The 15,430-nt window shown below is 71.6% G+C and carries 13 protein-coding genes and 4 tRNA genes; 10 read left to right on the forward strand and 7 right to left on the reverse strand.

Annotated elements, in window-relative coordinates; genetic code table 11:
* Window positions 1-152 precede the first annotated feature (152 nt).
* The 3 genes from DFR74_RS35795 to DFR74_RS01750 are packed head-to-tail and all read left to right on the forward strand — an operon-like array spanning window position 153 to window position 1,476.
* A complete protein-coding gene (locus tag DFR74_RS35795; RefSeq protein WP_157115796.1) occupies window positions 153-293 on the forward strand; it encodes a hypothetical protein in 141 nt (46 codons plus the stop codon).
* The gene (locus DFR74_RS01745) at window positions 290-562 is read left to right on the forward strand and encodes a hypothetical protein (RefSeq protein WP_067504192.1); all 273 of its coding nucleotides are present in this window, start codon (window positions 290-292) and stop codon (window positions 560-562) included. Before DFR74_RS35795 ends, DFR74_RS01745 begins: the two co-directional genes overlap by 4 nt.
* 17 nt (window positions 563-579) lie before the next feature.
* Window positions 580-1,476 carry a universal stress protein gene (locus DFR74_RS01750; protein WP_067504195.1) on the forward strand — a complete coding sequence of 299 codons (897 nt, stop codon included), beginning with the start codon at window positions 580-582 and terminating at the stop codon, window positions 1,474-1,476.
* A 490-nt stretch (window positions 1,477-1,966) separates the two neighbouring features.
* On the opposite strand, the gene DFR74_RS01755 is transcribed toward DFR74_RS01750, so the two are convergent.
* A tRNA-Val gene (locus tag DFR74_RS01755) sits at window positions 1,967-2,038 on the reverse strand.
* Window positions 2,039-2,348: 310 nt separating this feature from the next.
* Between DFR74_RS01755 and DFR74_RS01760 the strand changes: the two genes are divergently transcribed.
* The 3 genes from DFR74_RS01760 to DFR74_RS01770 all read left to right on the forward strand — a co-directional run bounded on the left by DFR74_RS01760 (window position 2,349) and on the right by DFR74_RS01770 (window position 2,613).
* Window positions 2,349-2,421: transfer RNA gene (locus DFR74_RS01760), tRNA-Gly, on the forward strand.
* 45 nt (window positions 2,422-2,466) lie between these two features.
* Window positions 2,467-2,537: transfer RNA gene (locus tag DFR74_RS01765), tRNA-Cys, on the forward strand.
* Between the two features lies 1 nt (window position 2,538).
* Window positions 2,539-2,613 (forward strand) — tRNA-Val (locus tag DFR74_RS01770).
* 312 nt (window positions 2,614-2,925) lie between these two features.
* Here DFR74_RS01770 and DFR74_RS01775 read toward each other — a convergent pair.
* Together DFR74_RS01775 and DFR74_RS36555 are read right to left on the reverse strand one after the other, a co-directional pair.
* On the reverse strand, window positions 2,926-3,267 hold the full coding sequence (locus DFR74_RS01775) for a nucleoside triphosphate pyrophosphohydrolase (protein ID WP_324192090.1): 342 nt from the start codon (window positions 3,265-3,267) through the stop codon (window positions 2,926-2,928).
* A 50-nt stretch (window positions 3,268-3,317) separates the two neighbouring features.
* Window positions 3,318-3,617, reverse strand: a complete 300-nt coding sequence (locus DFR74_RS36555) for a DoxX family protein (RefSeq protein WP_067504201.1) — start codon at window positions 3,615-3,617, stop codon at window positions 3,318-3,320.
* Between DFR74_RS36555 and DFR74_RS01785 the strand changes: the two genes are divergently transcribed.
* Window positions 3,598-4,728: a hypothetical protein gene (locus tag DFR74_RS01785; protein ID WP_232331638.1), complete on the forward strand. Its 1,131-nt coding sequence runs from the start codon at window positions 3,598-3,600 to the stop codon at window positions 4,726-4,728. The genes DFR74_RS36555 and DFR74_RS01785 overlap by 20 nt on opposite strands.
* A 9-nt stretch (window positions 4,729-4,737) precedes the next feature.
* On the opposite strand, the gene DFR74_RS01790 is transcribed toward DFR74_RS01785, so the two are convergent.
* Window positions 4,738-5,691: a hypothetical protein gene (locus DFR74_RS01790; protein WP_232331640.1), complete on the reverse strand. Its 954-nt coding sequence runs from the start codon at window positions 5,689-5,691 to the stop codon at window positions 4,738-4,740.
* Window positions 5,692-6,052: 361 nt separating this feature from the next.
* Between DFR74_RS01790 and DFR74_RS01795 the strand changes: the two genes are divergently transcribed.
* Window positions 6,053-8,104: a hypothetical protein gene (locus DFR74_RS01795; protein WP_067504207.1), complete on the forward strand. Its 2,052-nt coding sequence runs from the start codon at window positions 6,053-6,055 to the stop codon at window positions 8,102-8,104.
* Window positions 8,105-8,610: 506 nt separating this feature from the next.
* On the opposite strand, the gene DFR74_RS01800 is transcribed toward DFR74_RS01795, so the two are convergent.
* The 3 genes from DFR74_RS01800 to DFR74_RS01810 all read right to left on the reverse strand — a co-directional run bounded on the left by DFR74_RS01800 (window position 8,611) and on the right by DFR74_RS01810 (window position 12,808).
* Complete coding sequence (locus tag DFR74_RS01800) at window positions 8,611-9,528, reverse strand: LysR family transcriptional regulator (RefSeq protein WP_113974911.1); 918 nt, start codon at window positions 9,526-9,528, stop codon at window positions 8,611-8,613.
* 442 nt (window positions 9,529-9,970) lie between these two features.
* A complete protein-coding gene (locus DFR74_RS01805) occupies window positions 9,971-11,503 on the reverse strand; it encodes a flavin-containing monooxygenase (RefSeq protein ID WP_084537355.1) in 1,533 nt (510 codons plus the stop codon).
* Window positions 11,504-11,572: 69 nt separating this feature from the next.
* Window positions 11,573-12,808 (reverse strand): cytochrome P450 family protein, encoded by a 1,236-nt coding sequence (locus tag DFR74_RS01810; protein WP_067504318.1) that lies wholly within the window; start codon window positions 12,806-12,808, stop codon window positions 11,573-11,575.
* Window positions 12,809-13,047: 239 nt separating this feature from the next.
* On the opposite strand from DFR74_RS01810, the gene DFR74_RS01815 reads away from it, so the two are divergent.
* Complete coding sequence (locus tag DFR74_RS01815; protein WP_067504216.1) at window positions 13,048-14,733, forward strand: FAD-binding dehydrogenase; 1,686 nt, start codon at window positions 13,048-13,050, stop codon at window positions 14,731-14,733.
* A 1-nt stretch (window position 14,734) separates the two neighbouring features.
* Window positions 14,735-15,379, forward strand: a complete 645-nt coding sequence (locus DFR74_RS01820) for a TetR/AcrR family transcriptional regulator (protein WP_067504219.1) — start codon at window positions 14,735-14,737, stop codon at window positions 15,377-15,379.
* Window positions 15,380-15,430: the final 51 nt, after the last annotated feature.

Below are 15,430 nucleotides of genomic sequence, written 5' to 3' on the forward strand. Positions count from 1 at the left end.
TTTCCGGGCGGAAACATCGAACCGCTATCAAAACGTGATACGCGTCACAAGTACGGCACGGTCTGGCCGGGTCACCGCGAAGGGACTCAGGGCCCTCCGAAACGGGTAGAAGTCCCCTGTTTGCGCACCCCGGGGGGCCGAAGACTGGGGACATGATCGACAGCGAGACCTCTCATCCCCGCCACCGCGCTCCCCGCGCGGCGGGTCTCGCGCTGTCCGCTCGCCGCGCCGACCGGGTCGCCGCTCTCCAGTTCGTCGCGAATCCCGGCGCCGTTTCGCGGGACCCGGGATGAACGCCGTGGCCGCCCCGGATCGCCGCGCCGCCGGCACGGACCTGTCCGTGCTGGCGGTCCCGGCCCGCATCCTCGGCGCCGTCCTGTTGGCCCTCGCCGCGGCCGCCTCGTTCGCGCTGGCCGGGTGGGCCGCCGATTTCGGCGGGCTGGTCTACGTGACGTTCGCGATGTACGTCGGAGCCTCCGCGTGGCTCCTGCGCTGGGGAATCACGCTGGGGCGCAACGGCACCCGGCGCCCGTCCACATCCCGTCGCCGCCGCGGCGACTGAACCCTCCGGAGGCCGCCATGTCCCGCTCCTCGGATCCGCACCACCTCGCCACCGCCGCCGTCGTGGTCGGCGTCGACGGCTCCCTCTCCTCCGATCGCGCCGTGCGCTGGGCCGCGAGCACCGCAGCGGGCCGCAATCGTGCGCTGCGCCTCGTGCACGGGTACGACCTCACCGCGGTGACGGCGATCTACGGCGCCTACGACGCGATGGTTCCCGGTGTCGCCGACGCGTTGCGCGAGCGCGCCGAACGCGTGGTGGCCGCCGCACGAGAGGTCGCGCTCGCGGCCGCGCCGGACTGCGAGGTGCGCACCGAGGTCTCGCCGGAGCACCCCTCGAAACTGCTCATCGACGCCTCGGCGACCGCGCACCTGGTGGTGATGGGCGCGGGTTCGGGCGGGCCGCTCTCCCCCATCGGCTCCACCGTGTACGCGGTCGGCGCGCACGGGCACGGCTCGATCGTGGTGGTGCGCGGCGACGACCACCCTGCCGACCGGCCCGTGGTGGTGGGCGTCGACGGCAGCCGGGTCGGTGAGCCCGCCGTGGCCGCCGCCTTCGCCGAAGCCGCGTTCCGCGACGCGCCGCTGATCGTGGTGCACGCCGTCAACGACATCACCGTCGACGCCTTCCGAGTGTTCACCGGCGTCCTCCCCGACGGCGGGGTCGAAGCGGCCGCCGCGGAGATGCTGTCCGAGCGCCTCGCGGGCTGGCAGGCGAAGTACCCGGAAGTCCACGTCGAATTCGACATCCACCCCGCCGGCTCCCGCAAACACCTGCTGCGCCACTCCGAGACCGCCCAACTCGTCGTGGTCGGCAGCCGGGGGCGCGGCGGTTTTCTCGGCCTGCTCCTCGGTTCGACGAGCAACGCCCTCCTCCACCGGGCGGCGTGCCCGGTGCTCGTCGCGCATCCGGACTAGCGGACGCAACCGGGCCGCCCACCCGGACCAGCGCAGGCGGCTGGACGCGGACGATTCGGGCGGCGGCACGTGAGCGACGACCAAGCCCCTGATACCGATCGCCGCCTACACCAGTCCGGCTGGACTACCGCGCTGCCACCCCGCCGAGGAACTGCCGGAGTGAGAGGCGGCAGACCCGGCGAACCCCGAGGCGCGCACGACGATTCAGAAGTGTCTCGGCCGCGCACACGCCCGAGGAAGCACGGCGGCGCCCGCGCGGGGGCGATCGCCCGCATCACCCGCATCTCCTGTCGATCGCCCGTGCCGACGGCCGGCGCGGCCCTACGACTTCCAGGACAAAGACGTTGCTCCGAACGACTGCCGCCTCGGAACCGGTGGCGATCCCGCTTCTGTGCATATCCGCTGCGCGGGGTGGCCAATCGACCGGCCGAGACCTCGCAGAGCAACGAAAAATCCCCCCGACCTGGCATTTCAGTCGAGGGGATTGCTGTGGTCCCAGCTGGGATCGAACCAGCGACCTTCCGCGTGTGAGGCGGACGCTCTCCCGCTGAGCTATGAGACCGGGACTGCGGTCCGGAGGGTGTTCCCTCCGAACGAGATGGAACATTAGCACGCACCACCGGTCGGTCACCAAATCGCCACCTGGACAGGGTTGATCGGGGGTGCGGGAGGGGTCGGGCGCGCGTGAATCGGTGACACATGAGCCCCAGTGGTCGATCCGCGCACCGCGCACCACACCAGACCCCCGCGCCCCTGACGCAACTCGGCCGTTTCCAACCGTTCTACCAGCGGATTTGTACCTTTCACCGAGCGTCGGCTAATGTTCTGTCTCGCACCACGGAGGCCGGAACGAAAGCCCCCGAGATGCGAATGCGGATGTAGCGCAGCTGGTAGCGCATCACCTTGCCAAGGTGAGGGTCGCGGGTTCGAATCCCGTCATCCGCTCGAGAGGTAGGGCCAGGCAGTGAAAACAGCCGTCCCCCTTTGCGCGGTGGAGTGGCCGAGTGGTGAGGCAACGGCCTGCAAAGCCGTGCACACGGGTTCGATTCCCGTCTCCACCTCGCGCGATTAGCTCAGCGGGAGAGCGCTTCCCTGACACGGAAGAGGTCACTGGTTCAATCCCAGTATCGCGCACCACCGTAGTACCAGGTCAGCCCCGGTTTTCACCGGGGCTTTACTTGTGTTCGTGCCACTTACGCGCGCTTCCGCGTCACCTCCGACCCACCCGGCCCGCGCTGCGGGCCCACTCGTGCTGGTTCGAGGCGTGACCGACACTCCTCGAACAAGCGGTGCGGCGACCGCCGACCCGGACCGACGTCCGGAGAGTTCCCTTGCGGGACAATTCAACTCCGCGCCCGGACACGGACAGAATCGCCTCACATCGAAATATCACCCAGGCGAACCCCGGTCGCGGCCGTGCCGGGGAGTCCAGGCGCCGCGAACCCGAGCTCACTCGAACCGTTTCAACCACAACCGCTCGTCGAATCCCCCGCGCCGCGCGTGTTTGTGGGCGGCGGCGCGGACGAGGTCGTCGAGGGCGAAGCCGTTCAGGCCGGCGACGGTGAGCAGGACCTCGAGGACGTCGGCGGCTTCCTCGAGGCGGTCGGCGGGGTCCTGGGCGGCGCGGAGTTCGGCCGCTTCCTCGAGGAGTTTGTCGTGCAGGGCGATCTCGTAGGCGGCCGTGCTCAGGACGTGCACGTTGGGGGTGCCGCCTTCCGCGCGGATGATCTCGGGAATCCGGTCCCGCACCAGCTTGCCCATCGCTCCCCTTTTCGACGTCGATGCCGTCACCCAGTTGTACTCCCCGGCCGCCGCACCGTCGTCCGGGGAGTGCGCCGGGCTCAGCGCGCCAGCTGCAGCGCCAGGGTCGCCGCGGCGGGAATCAGGTAGAGCAGCGGGAAGACCGACGTCCCGTAGGAGTGGGCGCGGATCGCGGTGGCCGACGCGCCGAGGAAGTAGACGATGAGGCAGACGGCGGCCGCGACGCCGATCGGGGGCAGCGCGAAACCTTCACCGGGACGACGACGCGGGCGGCCGGGGTGTGACAGCCCGGATCTGTCGGTGCGCGCGGTTAGGCTGCGCTGCGTGGGTGACGAGGCGTCCGGGGACGGTGTGGCGGAGGTGTCGTTCGCCGACGACATCGCCGGCGAGGTGACGTTCGATCTGGAGGAGATCGACGAGGTGATCGGCGGCCTGGTCGCGCGGCACGCCGACCGGCAGAAGCGCGACGCGGAGATCGTCGCGCGCAGGCTCGGCGTCGACGGCGAACCCCCGGAGTCGTTCGCGCGCATCGGCGAGCGCTTCGATCTGGCGCGAGACCGGGTGCGCCAGTTGCACACCCGCGCCACCGGGCAGATCCTGCGGGAGGCGGCGTTCACCGGGCACCCGATCGCCGAGGTCTTCGCGCGCCGCTACCCGCTCGACGCGCGCGACTCCCAGCTCGTGCGCACCCTCCTGCGCGACACCTACGCCACCGGCACCGATCCCGCCGCCGCCGAACTCTCGTACCTGAAGATCCGGCTGGCGGGCCACCCGCCCGAGGACGCCAAACGCGTCTCGGGGTACGTCATGCAGCGAATCATGGCGTGGCGGATGAAGACCAACCGCCGCCTGGCCAAACTGCGCGACACCGAACCCGCCGCGGCGGGCGATCTGACCGCTCTGCTCGCGGGCGCCGACTGGCCCACCGGCTCTCCCGCCCCGCTGCCCACCACCTCGACGGCCGACAGCGACGAAGGCGGCCGGTTCTACTTCGACAAGGCGGGCCGCGACATCGGCTTCGATTCCGCGCTGGAGGCGGGCCTGCTGCGCACCGTGAACACCGCGACCGTGGTCGAGGGTTTCCGCGAGCGCCCGCTCGCCGTGCCGTACGAGATCGACGGCGACGCGCGCGTCCACCACCCGACGCTGGCCGCCAACCTCGGCGACGGCCGGGTCGTCCTCATCGACGTGCAACCGCTCGGGCACATCGCCTTCCACGTCAACCGCGTCAAATCCGCGGCCGCGCGGGCCGCCGCGCACGCGCGGGGCTGGGGGTGGCTCGTGTGGACCGGCAGCACGCTGGGCGTCCCGGATCTCCTCGCCCGCCCGGTGGCCGACGCGGTCGCCGACGCGATCCCTCCGGGCACGACGTCGTGGACCGCGCTCACGGCACTGCGCGGCGAGACCGGCTTCGACCTCCTCGACCTGGCCGCCCTCACCCTGCGTCACGAATGGCGCTGGGACCGCTCCCCTTTCCGCCTCACCACCTGAGCAGGCGGCTCAGAGCAGCACGAACGCCGAGGTGAGGAACGTGATGATCACCAGCATCGCGAAGCAGGTGATCAGCTGCCAATGCCCGACGGTCTGTTGCAGGGTCCGGATGGTGGCGCGCAGGGTGGCGTCCACCCGGTAGTGCTCGGTGAGTTTGCGCTGCATCTCCGCCAGCGCCGCCGCCTGGTCGTCGGCGTCGTGGGCGGCGCGGTCCAGCCGCGCGGCGAGCTTGACGACCTGTTTCTCCGTGTCGCGCACCGATTTCCGCGACAGCGCCAGCGCGGTGCGCTGATCGCGCAGTTCCTCGCGCTGGCGGGCGATGACCGTCGCCTGCGTCTTGGTGTGGCGCTCCCAATCCGTCACGGTGGCCCATCCTCCGGTCTTCTCGTCCCGATATCCCCACGCGATCTCGCCCGACACCCAGCCGCGCAGGAACTCCCGCAGCTCGATCGGCTCGCGGCTGGGGGCCACGAGATCGCTGTACTCGGTGTCGACCACCCCGCTCACCGCGACGTAGTCGCACGCGGGCGGCGCGTAGTCGGAGATGCCGAGCGCGGGCAGGTGCGAGACCCAGTAGCCGGGCTGACACAGCCACAGCACGCCGTCACATCCCGCGTCGCGCAGCAGCGACGTGTGTTCCAGCGCCAAGGTGCGATCGAGCGCGCCGCCGCGCACTTCGATGGCATAGGTCTTGCCGTCGCGGCGCCACAGGATGTCGACGCGCACGCCGTTGACGCGCTGATCCACCTCGGCCTCGTCGGCGCCGAAGGCGACCAGCCGGGAGCAGATCCAGTACTTGAGACGCTGGATATCCCATTGCGCCGCCGCGCATCCCGGGCAGCGGCAGCTGTAGCGGGACCGGCCCGCCGCGATGGCGCGGGTGCCGTCGACCTCGCCGAGTCCCAATTCCGCGAGCATCGTCCGGCGTCCGCAAGCCTGCTCCGCGCGCTGTTTCGTCCTCACGCGATCACTCCCCTGCCCGAACACCACCGGTCTCGCGACCAAACTCCACCTACCAGAGTGCTCCCGAACCCTAGTTCCCCGCCAGTCCCCTTTACCCCGCACTCGGGTGAGCCGTGGCCGTACCGAGACCCATCGGAGGCTGACGTGTGATGTGTCGCAAAGGATTTCGCTGTTCGGCGCGCCGGAGCGGCGATCGGACCTTAACCGAATTGATAGTTACCGCCAATCCCGCCCACCGGCGCGGCGCGTCACCCGGCCCGCGCGCCGCCCCGGTGCTCGCCCCGCAACGGCCGGGGGCGGCGGATAGAATCGCCGGGCCGCGCGCAGTTTCGGCATCGACGGGGAAGAAGGTAGAGCACGCATGGAGCACGGCCAGCAGGGCGCCGAATCGGTGGGCGCGATCTTGTCCGGCATCGCGGAGCTCCTGCGCGACGTGAGCGGCAGGCTCGACGCCGTCGCGGCCCAGGTGGCCGACGACAACGGTATCGAGACGCGCTTGAAGAAGCTGGAGGCGTGGGCCTTCCGCACCGAACAGGACGTGTCCGCGCTCGGCGCGCGCCTCGAGGGCGCGGACCCGGCGGCCGAGACCGCGCGCCACCACCTGCCGCGGGCCGAGTCCGTGTCGAGGTTGGTCGAGGGGGCCCGTTTCGAGGTGCCCGAGACCGCGGGAGAGATCGCCGGTGATTCCGGAGTGCCGGGTTCACGCGCCGGGCGGACGCGTGCGCGGGCTGAGGGCTCGCGCACGGTGGCGGTTGGGGATTCGGGCGCCGGGCACGCCGACGGACGCCGGGGGGATCCAACCGGGGACACGCTCTCCGGGCACACCCAAGGGCGCCTTGGGGATTCCGCCGGGAGTTCCTTCCCCGGGCGCACCCGGGGGCGCCGCGCGGATTCGGCCGAGGGTGCACCGGTCGGCGCGGAAGGACACCGGGCCGAGTCCACTGACGGCTCGGTGGGGCCGGTTGACAGCCTCCCTGCCGAGTCCACGGAGCGTTCACGCGCCGAGCAAGCCTCGGGTGGTGGCTCCGCAACGTCGAACGCGTCGCGCGTCGAGCAGGTCGGCACGCCGAACGCGCCGGGGCGCGAACACTCGCCCGGCCGGTGGCACGACTCCGGCCGCGAGACCACACCGGCACGGCCGAACGACGCCAACGCCTTCCAGCCGTTCGACATCGCCTCGGGCCAAGGCCTCGATGCCGTGGCGAGCGGGCAGGCCGACACCGGGTCGGCCCGGCGGCTCGACAGCGCGCAGGCCCAGTTCGAGAACGCGTCCGGCGTGCGGTCCGAGGCCGCAGATAACCGGCAGCTCGACAGTGCGTCCGCGCGGCACACGACCGCCGGGCACGAGAACATCTCCGGTCGGCCCCTCGACACGTCGCCGCAGCACGAAAGCTCCGGGCGGCGGGATTCCGCGACCGGACGGCAACTCGACACCGGAGCGGCCCTCGCCTCCGGCCCGCGACACGAGACGAACACCGGTCTCCGGCCCTCTGATTCACCCGCCCGACCCGAGACCACGCCCGCCGAACCCCACGACGCCGCCCCGCAACAGCGGGCCGCCCCCACCCAGTGGCGCGAGTTCACGCCCGCGCAGAACCCGCAACGGGACCAGCGGCCGGACGCCGCGCACCGGCACGAGTTCGCGCCGGCGCAGCAGGAGACCACGCCCGTCCAGCGGCACGGCGACGCCACCGAGTTCACGCACCCGGACGCTCCCCCTCCCGACGCCGCCCGCGTCGACAGCCCCGGCCTCACGCGTTCCGCACCACCGCTCGCGGACGGAGCGCGGACCGCCGCCGAACACGCCGGTACGTCCGACGCGGCGCGCCCCACCCGCGCCGAGCGCCTGCGCCCGTCGACTCCCGCCGACGCCGCGCCGGCCGCGACGTCGAGACTCACCGACGACATGATCCATTCGTCCGCTCCCGCCGAGCCACAGAGCACCGACAGTTTCGAGTCCGGCGCCGTCGCGGCCCGCGTGGAGTCGTCGCCCACCCCGCCCGCGCCCGCCCTGCCGCGGCGTGAGCCCACCGCCATCCCGCCCGCCCTGCACGACTGGATGGAACCGACCATCTCGCGTCCGCCGCTCACCACCGCCCCGGAGTCGAACGGGCACAATCAGGTTCCGCCGAATCCGGACCCGCCGTTCGCGAACACCTACGGCTACGAGTCGGTGTTCGAGCCCGTCCCGCCCTCGGGCAACGGTCACCACGACACCCCGATCTCGCGGCCCGACGCCAACCTCACCGCCCCGCGCCCCGACCGCGACGACCCCGCCGCGAGCCAGCACCGCGCGCCCACCGAGGACAACTCGCACGTCGACAAACTCCAAGCCATGCTCGACGAACTCAAGCGCAACCCGGCCGGCCCCTTCGGCCGCCCCCTGAACTCCCCCTCCGGCGAGCCCGCCTGAGCTCACGAAGCCCCGGCAGCGGTCCGGTGCCGCCGTCGACGCGGAACACCGGGACCGAAGCCGCCGCCACGACGGGCTCGTGGAGCACGCCGATCACATTCGGCCGGCAAGTACCTATCGGCACAGCGAGCTCCGGGCACGATCCAGCCGTAACCGCACAGAGGCGGCCACCTCCCGCGACGTGCCTGTCGCCGGGTGAGCAGTTTCCCTCGCCACAGCCGGCGCGCGGCGCGTGTGGCTGGAGGGGAGTGAGCCTGTCTCCGGAACCGAGGCCGACGCGATCACTCCCCGCTACAACCGACGGTCCACGCCCGCACCGGTGACCGGATGCGGAAGCATGCCCGCCCGGCCTCAGCGGCACACGGGACCGCCCCCGGTACGGGGCCGACGGTACACGCGCGTTGATCTCCCGGCGCAGCGCTGTCCGGCGGCTACCGTGCACCCGCAACGTCCACACGCACGTGGGACGCGTGTACGCACCGAGCTGACGGTCACCACCGTTGCGTCTACCCGCGTTTGCGCTTCTCCCCCTCCGGCGCCAGCAACGACCGCACGACTTCGCGCAACCACCGGTGGCCGCTGTCGGCGGTGTTGCGCGGGTGCCATGCCATGCCGATCGAGACCTCGGGCAGTGGTAGCGGAATATCGAAGGTGCGCAGGCCGAGTGCGCGCAGGGCGCCCGCGGCCAGGCGGGCGGGGGCGGGGCAGATCAGGTCGCCCGGACGGACGGCGAGCAGGGCGGTGGTGAGGTCGGGGACCGTGGCGACCACGCGGCGGGTGCGGCCGTGCAGGGCGAGCCGGTCGTCGATGGGCCCGCGGGCGCGGCCGAGGCGCGAGACCGCCACGTGGGCGGCGGAGGCATAGGCGGCGACGGTGACGCGGCCGGTGATCAACGGATGCCGTGGCGCCGCGACCCCGATGAGCCGGTCGCCGAACACCCGCTGCGTCGCGATCTCGGGGTCGCCCGGTTCGAGCACGCCCACCGCGAGATCGGCGCGGCCGTCGCGCAAGGCCGCCACGCCGTCGACGTCGTCGGACAGAAAACGCAGCGTCACCCCTGGTGCCTGCTTGCGCACGGTCGCGAGTAGCGAGCCCGCCAATCCGGCGCGCACGGCGTCGTCGGCCGCCACGGCGAATCCGCGCCGCAGTCCGGCCGGGTCGGCCTCGGCACGCTCCGCCAGCAACGCCCGCCCGCGCTCGACCACCGCGCGCACCTCGTAGCGGATCTCGAGGGCGCGGGGCGTCGGCACCAGATTGCGGCCCGCGCGCACGAGCAGCGGATCGTCCAGCGCCCGCCGCAACCGCGCCAGCGTCCTGCTCATCGCGGGCGCCGACGTGCCCAGCCGTTCGGCGGCGCCGGTGACGCTGCCGGTCTCGAGCAGCGCATCCAGCGCCACCAGCAGATTCAGGTCGAGGGCGTCCACCCGCGGATTATCACAGATGGAATCGGAGCCCCCGAGCATTGCGCATGCGGCAATCCGCGAGGGCGGCCCGACCGGAACCTGCCCGCGCACCCCCCGCTGCGTGTGCCCCTCACCGGCACGGCACCGATCTCCCCGCCACCGTGTGCCACGCTGTCCCGCCACCATGCACCACGCTGTCCCCGCCACCGTGTGCCACGCTGTCGACGCGTTCCGGCCAGCCGCTGCGCACTGCACCGCTCCACGGGCGATGCGCTACGACGGACGCAGGCCGAATCGGCTTACGCCCCAATCCTCTGGCCTGCAACGGATGCGGTCATGAGCACGGAACCGGGCGGGTGAGCCGAACCCACCGACGGCTCACATCGTCCCCGGCTGGGGCGCACTGGCAGGAATCACCGGGCGGCACGCAGGCCGAGCCTGGCGGGAGGAATCCTCAGCCCCCTCACGCCTGCGACGGATGTGGGTCGCGAACCGGGGCGGGGGCGGGCGGGGTGGGCTCCACCGACGGCTTGGACCGTTCCAGCGTCCCCCGGTACGCGGCGGGGCGCACGGGCCGGAACCACTGGGCGGCGCGGGCCGAGCGCGGCAGTCGGAGGTTCAGGTCCGCCAGCATCTCGTCCAGGTTGCGCAGTGCGAACGGGGTGATGGTGGTGCCGTGGGCGTGGTGGCCGTCGGTGCCCGCCGACATCCACGCCAGCCGCCGGTCGATCTCCTCGCCCATCTGCTCGCGGGTGGGCACGGCGAGGCGGCCTGCGAGCAGCGCGGCGATCCAGTGCGCGCCCACCTCGGAGCTCAGGGTGCTCACCACCGACGAGTTGTAGCCCGCGAAGCTGATATTGGGGACCTCGACGGGCAGGATGTGCCGGTAGAGGCGGAAGTTGCCGTCCTCGTCGGTGAGCTGCCGCTGGATGTACGGGGTGAGGAACGGCACGCGCCGCTGGAATCCGGTGGCGCAGACGATGAGGTCGGCGGGTAGCTCCGCACCGTCGGACAGCCACGCGACCGGGCCCTGCGCGCCGGCGGACAGTTCGTCGACGGTGGTGTCGCGCAGCACGGTGATGCGCCCGTCGCGGACCTGCTCGTAGAACCCGTCGGTGACCACGCCGACGCTGCTCTGCGCGATCTCCTCGAACCGGCCCTCCGGCACCAGGTTCAGCTCCCGCAGGCCGAGCCGCTTGGTGACCATCTCCTGGAGCACGTCGAAATCGGTGTCGCGGAAGCTGCGGCCACCGCCGTGCAGGAACCGTTCCAGGCCGCGCGGTTCCAGGTGCTGGAAATGCGCCTGGCCCAGGCGACTCAGCAGCAGGCGTTCGAAGCTGAGCCCGCGCGCCAGCTTGCGCGGGATCTTCCACAGCAACCGGCGGGCGACCACCGTGGTGGACGCGGCGACGTGGCTGACGGCCTCGGCGATATCGCACGCGGACTGGCCGTAGCCGATCACCAGCACCGTTTTGCCGCGCGCCGCCTCCACATCGTGGAACTGCGAGGAGTGCACCACCTGACCGCCGAGGGTGTGGAACGCGTCGACGCCGCGGATGTCCGGCATGGCCGGTTCGCTGTAGACGCCGTTGGCGACCACCAGGTGATCACAGGAGGTGCGGTGGATGCCGTTCTCGTCGCGGACCTCGAGCAACCATCCGCTGTCCACCGGGTCGGCCGCCACCACCTCGGTGCCGAGCCGCACCTGCTCGCGCAGTCCGAAGTGCTGGACGTATCCCTCCAGGTAGGCCTGCATCTGGGCACCGTCGGGCACCGCGGGGTAGTCCTCGGGCATGGGGAAGTCCGAGAAGTGATAGGTGTGCTTGGAGTTCTGCGCGCGCAGCCCCGGATAGCGCCGCGTCGCACTCCACACACCACCCACGTCGGGCGCCCGTTCGAACACCTCGACCGGAAAACCCTCCCGGCCCAACACCTTCGCGCAGGCGAGGCCCGCAATGCCCGCACCTACGATCGCGATGCGGCTACCGCTCGTCATGGGCACCGAGAGTACCCGCCCGCGCGGCCGCGCAAAGCTCGCGGGCGCAATCCCGGACGAATGACCGCCTCAGCGCAGTGCCGGCTCGGGCGCGAGTTCGACCGGCAGGTCCCGTACCCCGCGGAACAGGATGCTCTCCCGCCACGCGATGTCCTCCGGATCGACGGCCAGCCGCAGGTCGGGATAGCGCGCCAGCAGGCCGGTCAGCGCGACGCGGCTCTCCAGCCGGGCCAGGCCCGCGCCGAGGCAGTAGTGGATGCCGTGGCCGAACGCCAGGTGCCCGCTCGCGCCGCGGCCGGGATCGAATTCGCCGGGCGCGCTGAAGTGTTTGTCATCACGGTTGGCCGACCCGAGCGCGACGAGGACCAGTTCCCCCGGCGGGATCTCGGTGCCGCCGAGCGCCACCGGCGCGGTGGTGTAGCGCAAGGTGGCCATGTTCACCGGGCCGTCGTAGCGCAGCACCTCCTCGAGCAGCGCGGGCACGCCGCCCGGATCCTCGCGTAGCGCGCGGTAGCGCGCGGGCTCGCCGAGCAGGGTCAGCACCGCGTTGCCGATCAGGTTGACCGTGGTCTCGTGCCCCGCGATCAGGATGAGGAACGCCATGGAGATGATCTCGTCGTCGGTGAGCCGGTCGTCGCGATCGCTCGCGGCGATGAGGTCCGACAGCAGATCGTTCCCGCCGGCCCCGGCGCGGCGGCGCGCCAGTTCGGCGTCGAAGTAGTCGACGATGGCGTCGGTCGCCTCCTGCATCCGGACCGGGTCGGAGAGGGTGACGTCGGAGACGATCGCCGACCACTCCTTGAAGCGGGCGCGGTCGGCGAACGGGACGCCGAGCATCTCGCAGATCACCATGAGCGGCAACGGGAGGGCGAACTCCTCCATCAGATCGACCCGCCCGTACGCGTCGGCCGAGGCGGCGAGCCCGTCGAGGAGTTCGTCGGTGATCGCCGAGACGCGCGGGGCGAGCGCGTCCATCTTGGCGGGCGCGAAGGCGGGCGTGACCAGTTTGCGCAGGCGCGCGTGGCGCGGCGGGTCGGTGTTGAGCAGGTGGTAGCCCAGTCTGCTGTTCACCGTGCCGACGCCGCTGTTGCCCGCCGAGCCCCGCCGGGCGGCCAGTCCGCTCTCGGTGTGCGGGTCCTTGCGGACGGTGGGGTCGCGCAACACCTCGCGCGCCGCGTCGTAGTCCACGACGAGCCAGGCGCGCACGCCGGTGCGGAAGGTGACCTGGTGGACGGGCCCCTGCGCTCGCAACTTCTCGTAGAAGACGTAGGGCGTGCGGAAGAACTCGGGCGGTAACTGTCTCATGCTGAACCTCTCCCCGTTCGGCGAGTCATGTTGCGCCCCTTCGATGGTGGCACGGACCACGGTCCACGTCACGAAACGGCGGAAACCCGCGTGAGCGCGACCCGCGCACTCGAGCCCCGGCGACCTCTCCGCGAATTCCGTGAACCGCACACCGGCCGCGATCGGATGCGGTAGCGTATCGGATACAAATTTGTATCGAACAGCGGACGACGCCGGTCCGCACGATCGAAGGATCAGCCATGAGTAGTGCCGACTCCCCCGCCGCCGATGTCATCGTGGTCGGCGCGGGCCTGGCCGGATTGGTCGCCACCTACGAGCTGACCCGCGCGGGCCGCCGGGTGCTCGTGCTGGATCAGGAGAACCGCAACAATCTCGGCGGCCAGGCGTTCTGGTCGCTGGGCGGGCTGTTCTTCGTGGACAGCCCCGAACAGCGCCGCCTCGGCATCAAGGACTCCTACGAGCTGGCCCTGCAGGACTGGCTCGGCTCGGCCGGCTTCGACCGCGACGACGAGGACCACTGGGCGCGGCAGTGGGCCGAGGCGTACGTGCGCTTCGCCGCCACCGAGAAGCGCGACTACCTGCACGCGCTCGGGCTGCGGGTGACGCCGCTGGTCGGCTGGGCCGAGCGCGGCGGTGCGCTGGCCGACGGGCACGGCAACTCGGTGCCGCGCTTCCACCTCACCTGGGGGACCGGCCCCGAGGTGGTCCGCGTATTCGCCGAACCGGTGCTCGAGGCCGAGCGAAAAGGTCTGGTGACCTTCGCGTTCCGCCACCGCGTGGACGAGCTCATCGTCGAGGACGACGCGGTGGTGGGCGTGCGCGGCGGCGTGCTCGAGAACACCGATCTGGCGCGCGGCAAGGCATCCTCGCGCACGGTGGTGGGCGACTTCGAGTTCCGCGCGCCCGCGGTGGTGGTGACCTCCGGCGGCATCGGCCACAACCACGAGCTGATCCGGCGCAACTGGCCGGTCGAGCGCCTCGGCCCCTGCCCCGAGACGCTGATCTCGGGCGTGCCCGCGCACGTCGACGGGCGCATGCTCGGCATCTCCGAGGCCGCCGGCGGCGCGATTGTCAACCGGGATCGCATGTGGCACTACACCGAGGGCATCAACAACTGGGACCCGATCTGGCCCGACCACGCCATCCGCATCATCCCCGGCCCGTCCTCGCTGTGGTTCGACGCGAACGGAAAGCGGCTGCCCGCACCGTGTTTCCCCGGCTTCGACACCAACACGACGATGAAGGCGATCCTGGCCACCGGCTACGACTACTCGTGGTTCGTGCTGACCCAGTCGATCATCGAGAAGGAGTTCGCGCTCTCGGGCTCCGAGCAGAACCCCGACATCACCGGCAAGGACCTCAAGCTGCTGCTCAAGAGCCGGGTCGCCAAGGGCGCGCCCGGCCCGGTGGAGGCGTTCAAACAGCACGGTGTGGACTTCGTCGTCGCCGACACCCTCGCCGAACTCGTCGACGGCATGAACGCGATCGCGCGCGGCCCGAAACTGGACCCGGCCGAGCTGGAACGCCAGATCGTGGCGCGCGACCGCGACATCGACAACAAGTACTCCAAGGACGCGCAGTTGATGGCGATCACCAACGCGCGCCAGTACTTCGGCGACAAGGCCGGCCGCGTCGCCAAGCCGCACCGCATCCTCGATCCGGCCGCGGGCCCGCTGATCGCGGTGCGCCTGAACATCCTCACCCGCAAGACGCTGGGCGGTCTCCAGACCAACCTGGACTCGCAGGTGATCCGTCCCGACGGCACGCCGCTGCCCGGCCTGTACGCGGCGGGCGAGGTGGCCGGTTTCGGCGGCGGCGGTGTGCACGGCTACAACGCGCTGGAGGGCACCTTCCTGGGCGGCTGCATCTTCTCCGGTCGCGCCGCCGGGCGCGCGCTGGCGCGAAAGCCGGCGAAGGGGGCCTGAGGTGCCCGCCGCCGAGGCGCCAGGCGCCGCACCCGCACCCCGCGTCACCAAGCGGCGCGGGCAGACCAGGCAGCGCCTGCTGGACGCGGCGTTCGACACGTTCGCCGAGGAGGGTTTCGGGCATTCGACGGTCGAGATGATCTGTGAGCGCGCCGGATACACGCGCGGCGCGTTCTACTCGAACTTCACCTCGCTCGAGGAGCTCTTCCTGGCCATGTGGCACCAGCGCTCGGCGCGGATGATCGAGGACATGGCCGCCGCGCTGGCGGCCATGCCCACCGACATGGCCGATATGACGGGGATCGCCGACGCGCTGCTGGATGTGACGCCGTTCGACGCCAAGTGGTACGGCATCACCGCCGAGTTCACCGCGCACGCCCTGCGCAATCCGGATCTGCGCGCCGTGATGGTGGCCCGCGAACAGGCCATCGCGGACGCGATCATGCCGCTGCTGGAAACCCAGATCCGCCGGGCGGGCCGCGTCGTGCGCGACCCGGCCGCGCTGGGGCAGGCGTTGATCGCGGTGCACGACGGCACCCTGGTGCAGTGCCTGATGGAACCGGAGAATCCCGTGGTGCGCCGGCGCCGGACCGACCTGTTCCTCACGGTCGTCCTGGCTTACACCGACGAGCCGGCCCGCCGCTGACGGCTCAGCGGCGGGCACGGGTGAGGCTGCCACCCTCCTCGTCGGCGTGCA

Source organism: Nocardia puris (assembly GCF_003315035.1).
Lineage (GTDB): Bacteria > Actinomycetota > Actinomycetes > Mycobacteriales > Mycobacteriaceae > Nocardia > Nocardia puris.

Bases quoted from the DNA above. Each gene is read 5' to 3' on its own strand.
- DFR74_RS35795 (WP_157115796.1), top strand. From the start codon at position 153: ATGATCGACAGCGAGACCTCTCATCCCCGCCACCGCGCTCCCCGCGCG.
- DFR74_RS01745 (WP_067504192.1), top strand. From the start codon at position 290: ATGAACGCCGTGGCCGCCCCGGATCGCCGCGCCGCCGGCACGGACCTG.
- DFR74_RS01750 (WP_067504195.1), top strand. From the start codon at position 580: ATGTCCCGCTCCTCGGATCCGCACCACCTCGCCACCGCCGCCGTCGTG.
- DFR74_RS36555 (WP_067504201.1), bottom strand. From the start codon at position 3,617: ATGTCGTCGGCGAACGACACCTCCGCCACACCGTCCCCGGACGCCTCG.
- DFR74_RS01795 (WP_067504207.1), top strand. From the start codon at position 6,053: ATGGAGCACGGCCAGCAGGGCGCCGAATCGGTGGGCGCGATCTTGTCC.
- DFR74_RS01805 (WP_084537355.1), bottom strand. From the start codon at position 11,503: ATGACGAGCGGTAGCCGCATCGCGATCGTAGGTGCGGGCATTGCGGGC.
- DFR74_RS01810 (WP_067504318.1), bottom strand. From the start codon at position 12,808: ATGAGACAGTTACCGCCCGAGTTCTTCCGCACGCCCTACGTCTTCTAC.
- DFR74_RS01815 (WP_067504216.1), top strand. From the start codon at position 13,048: ATGAGTAGTGCCGACTCCCCCGCCGCCGATGTCATCGTGGTCGGCGCG.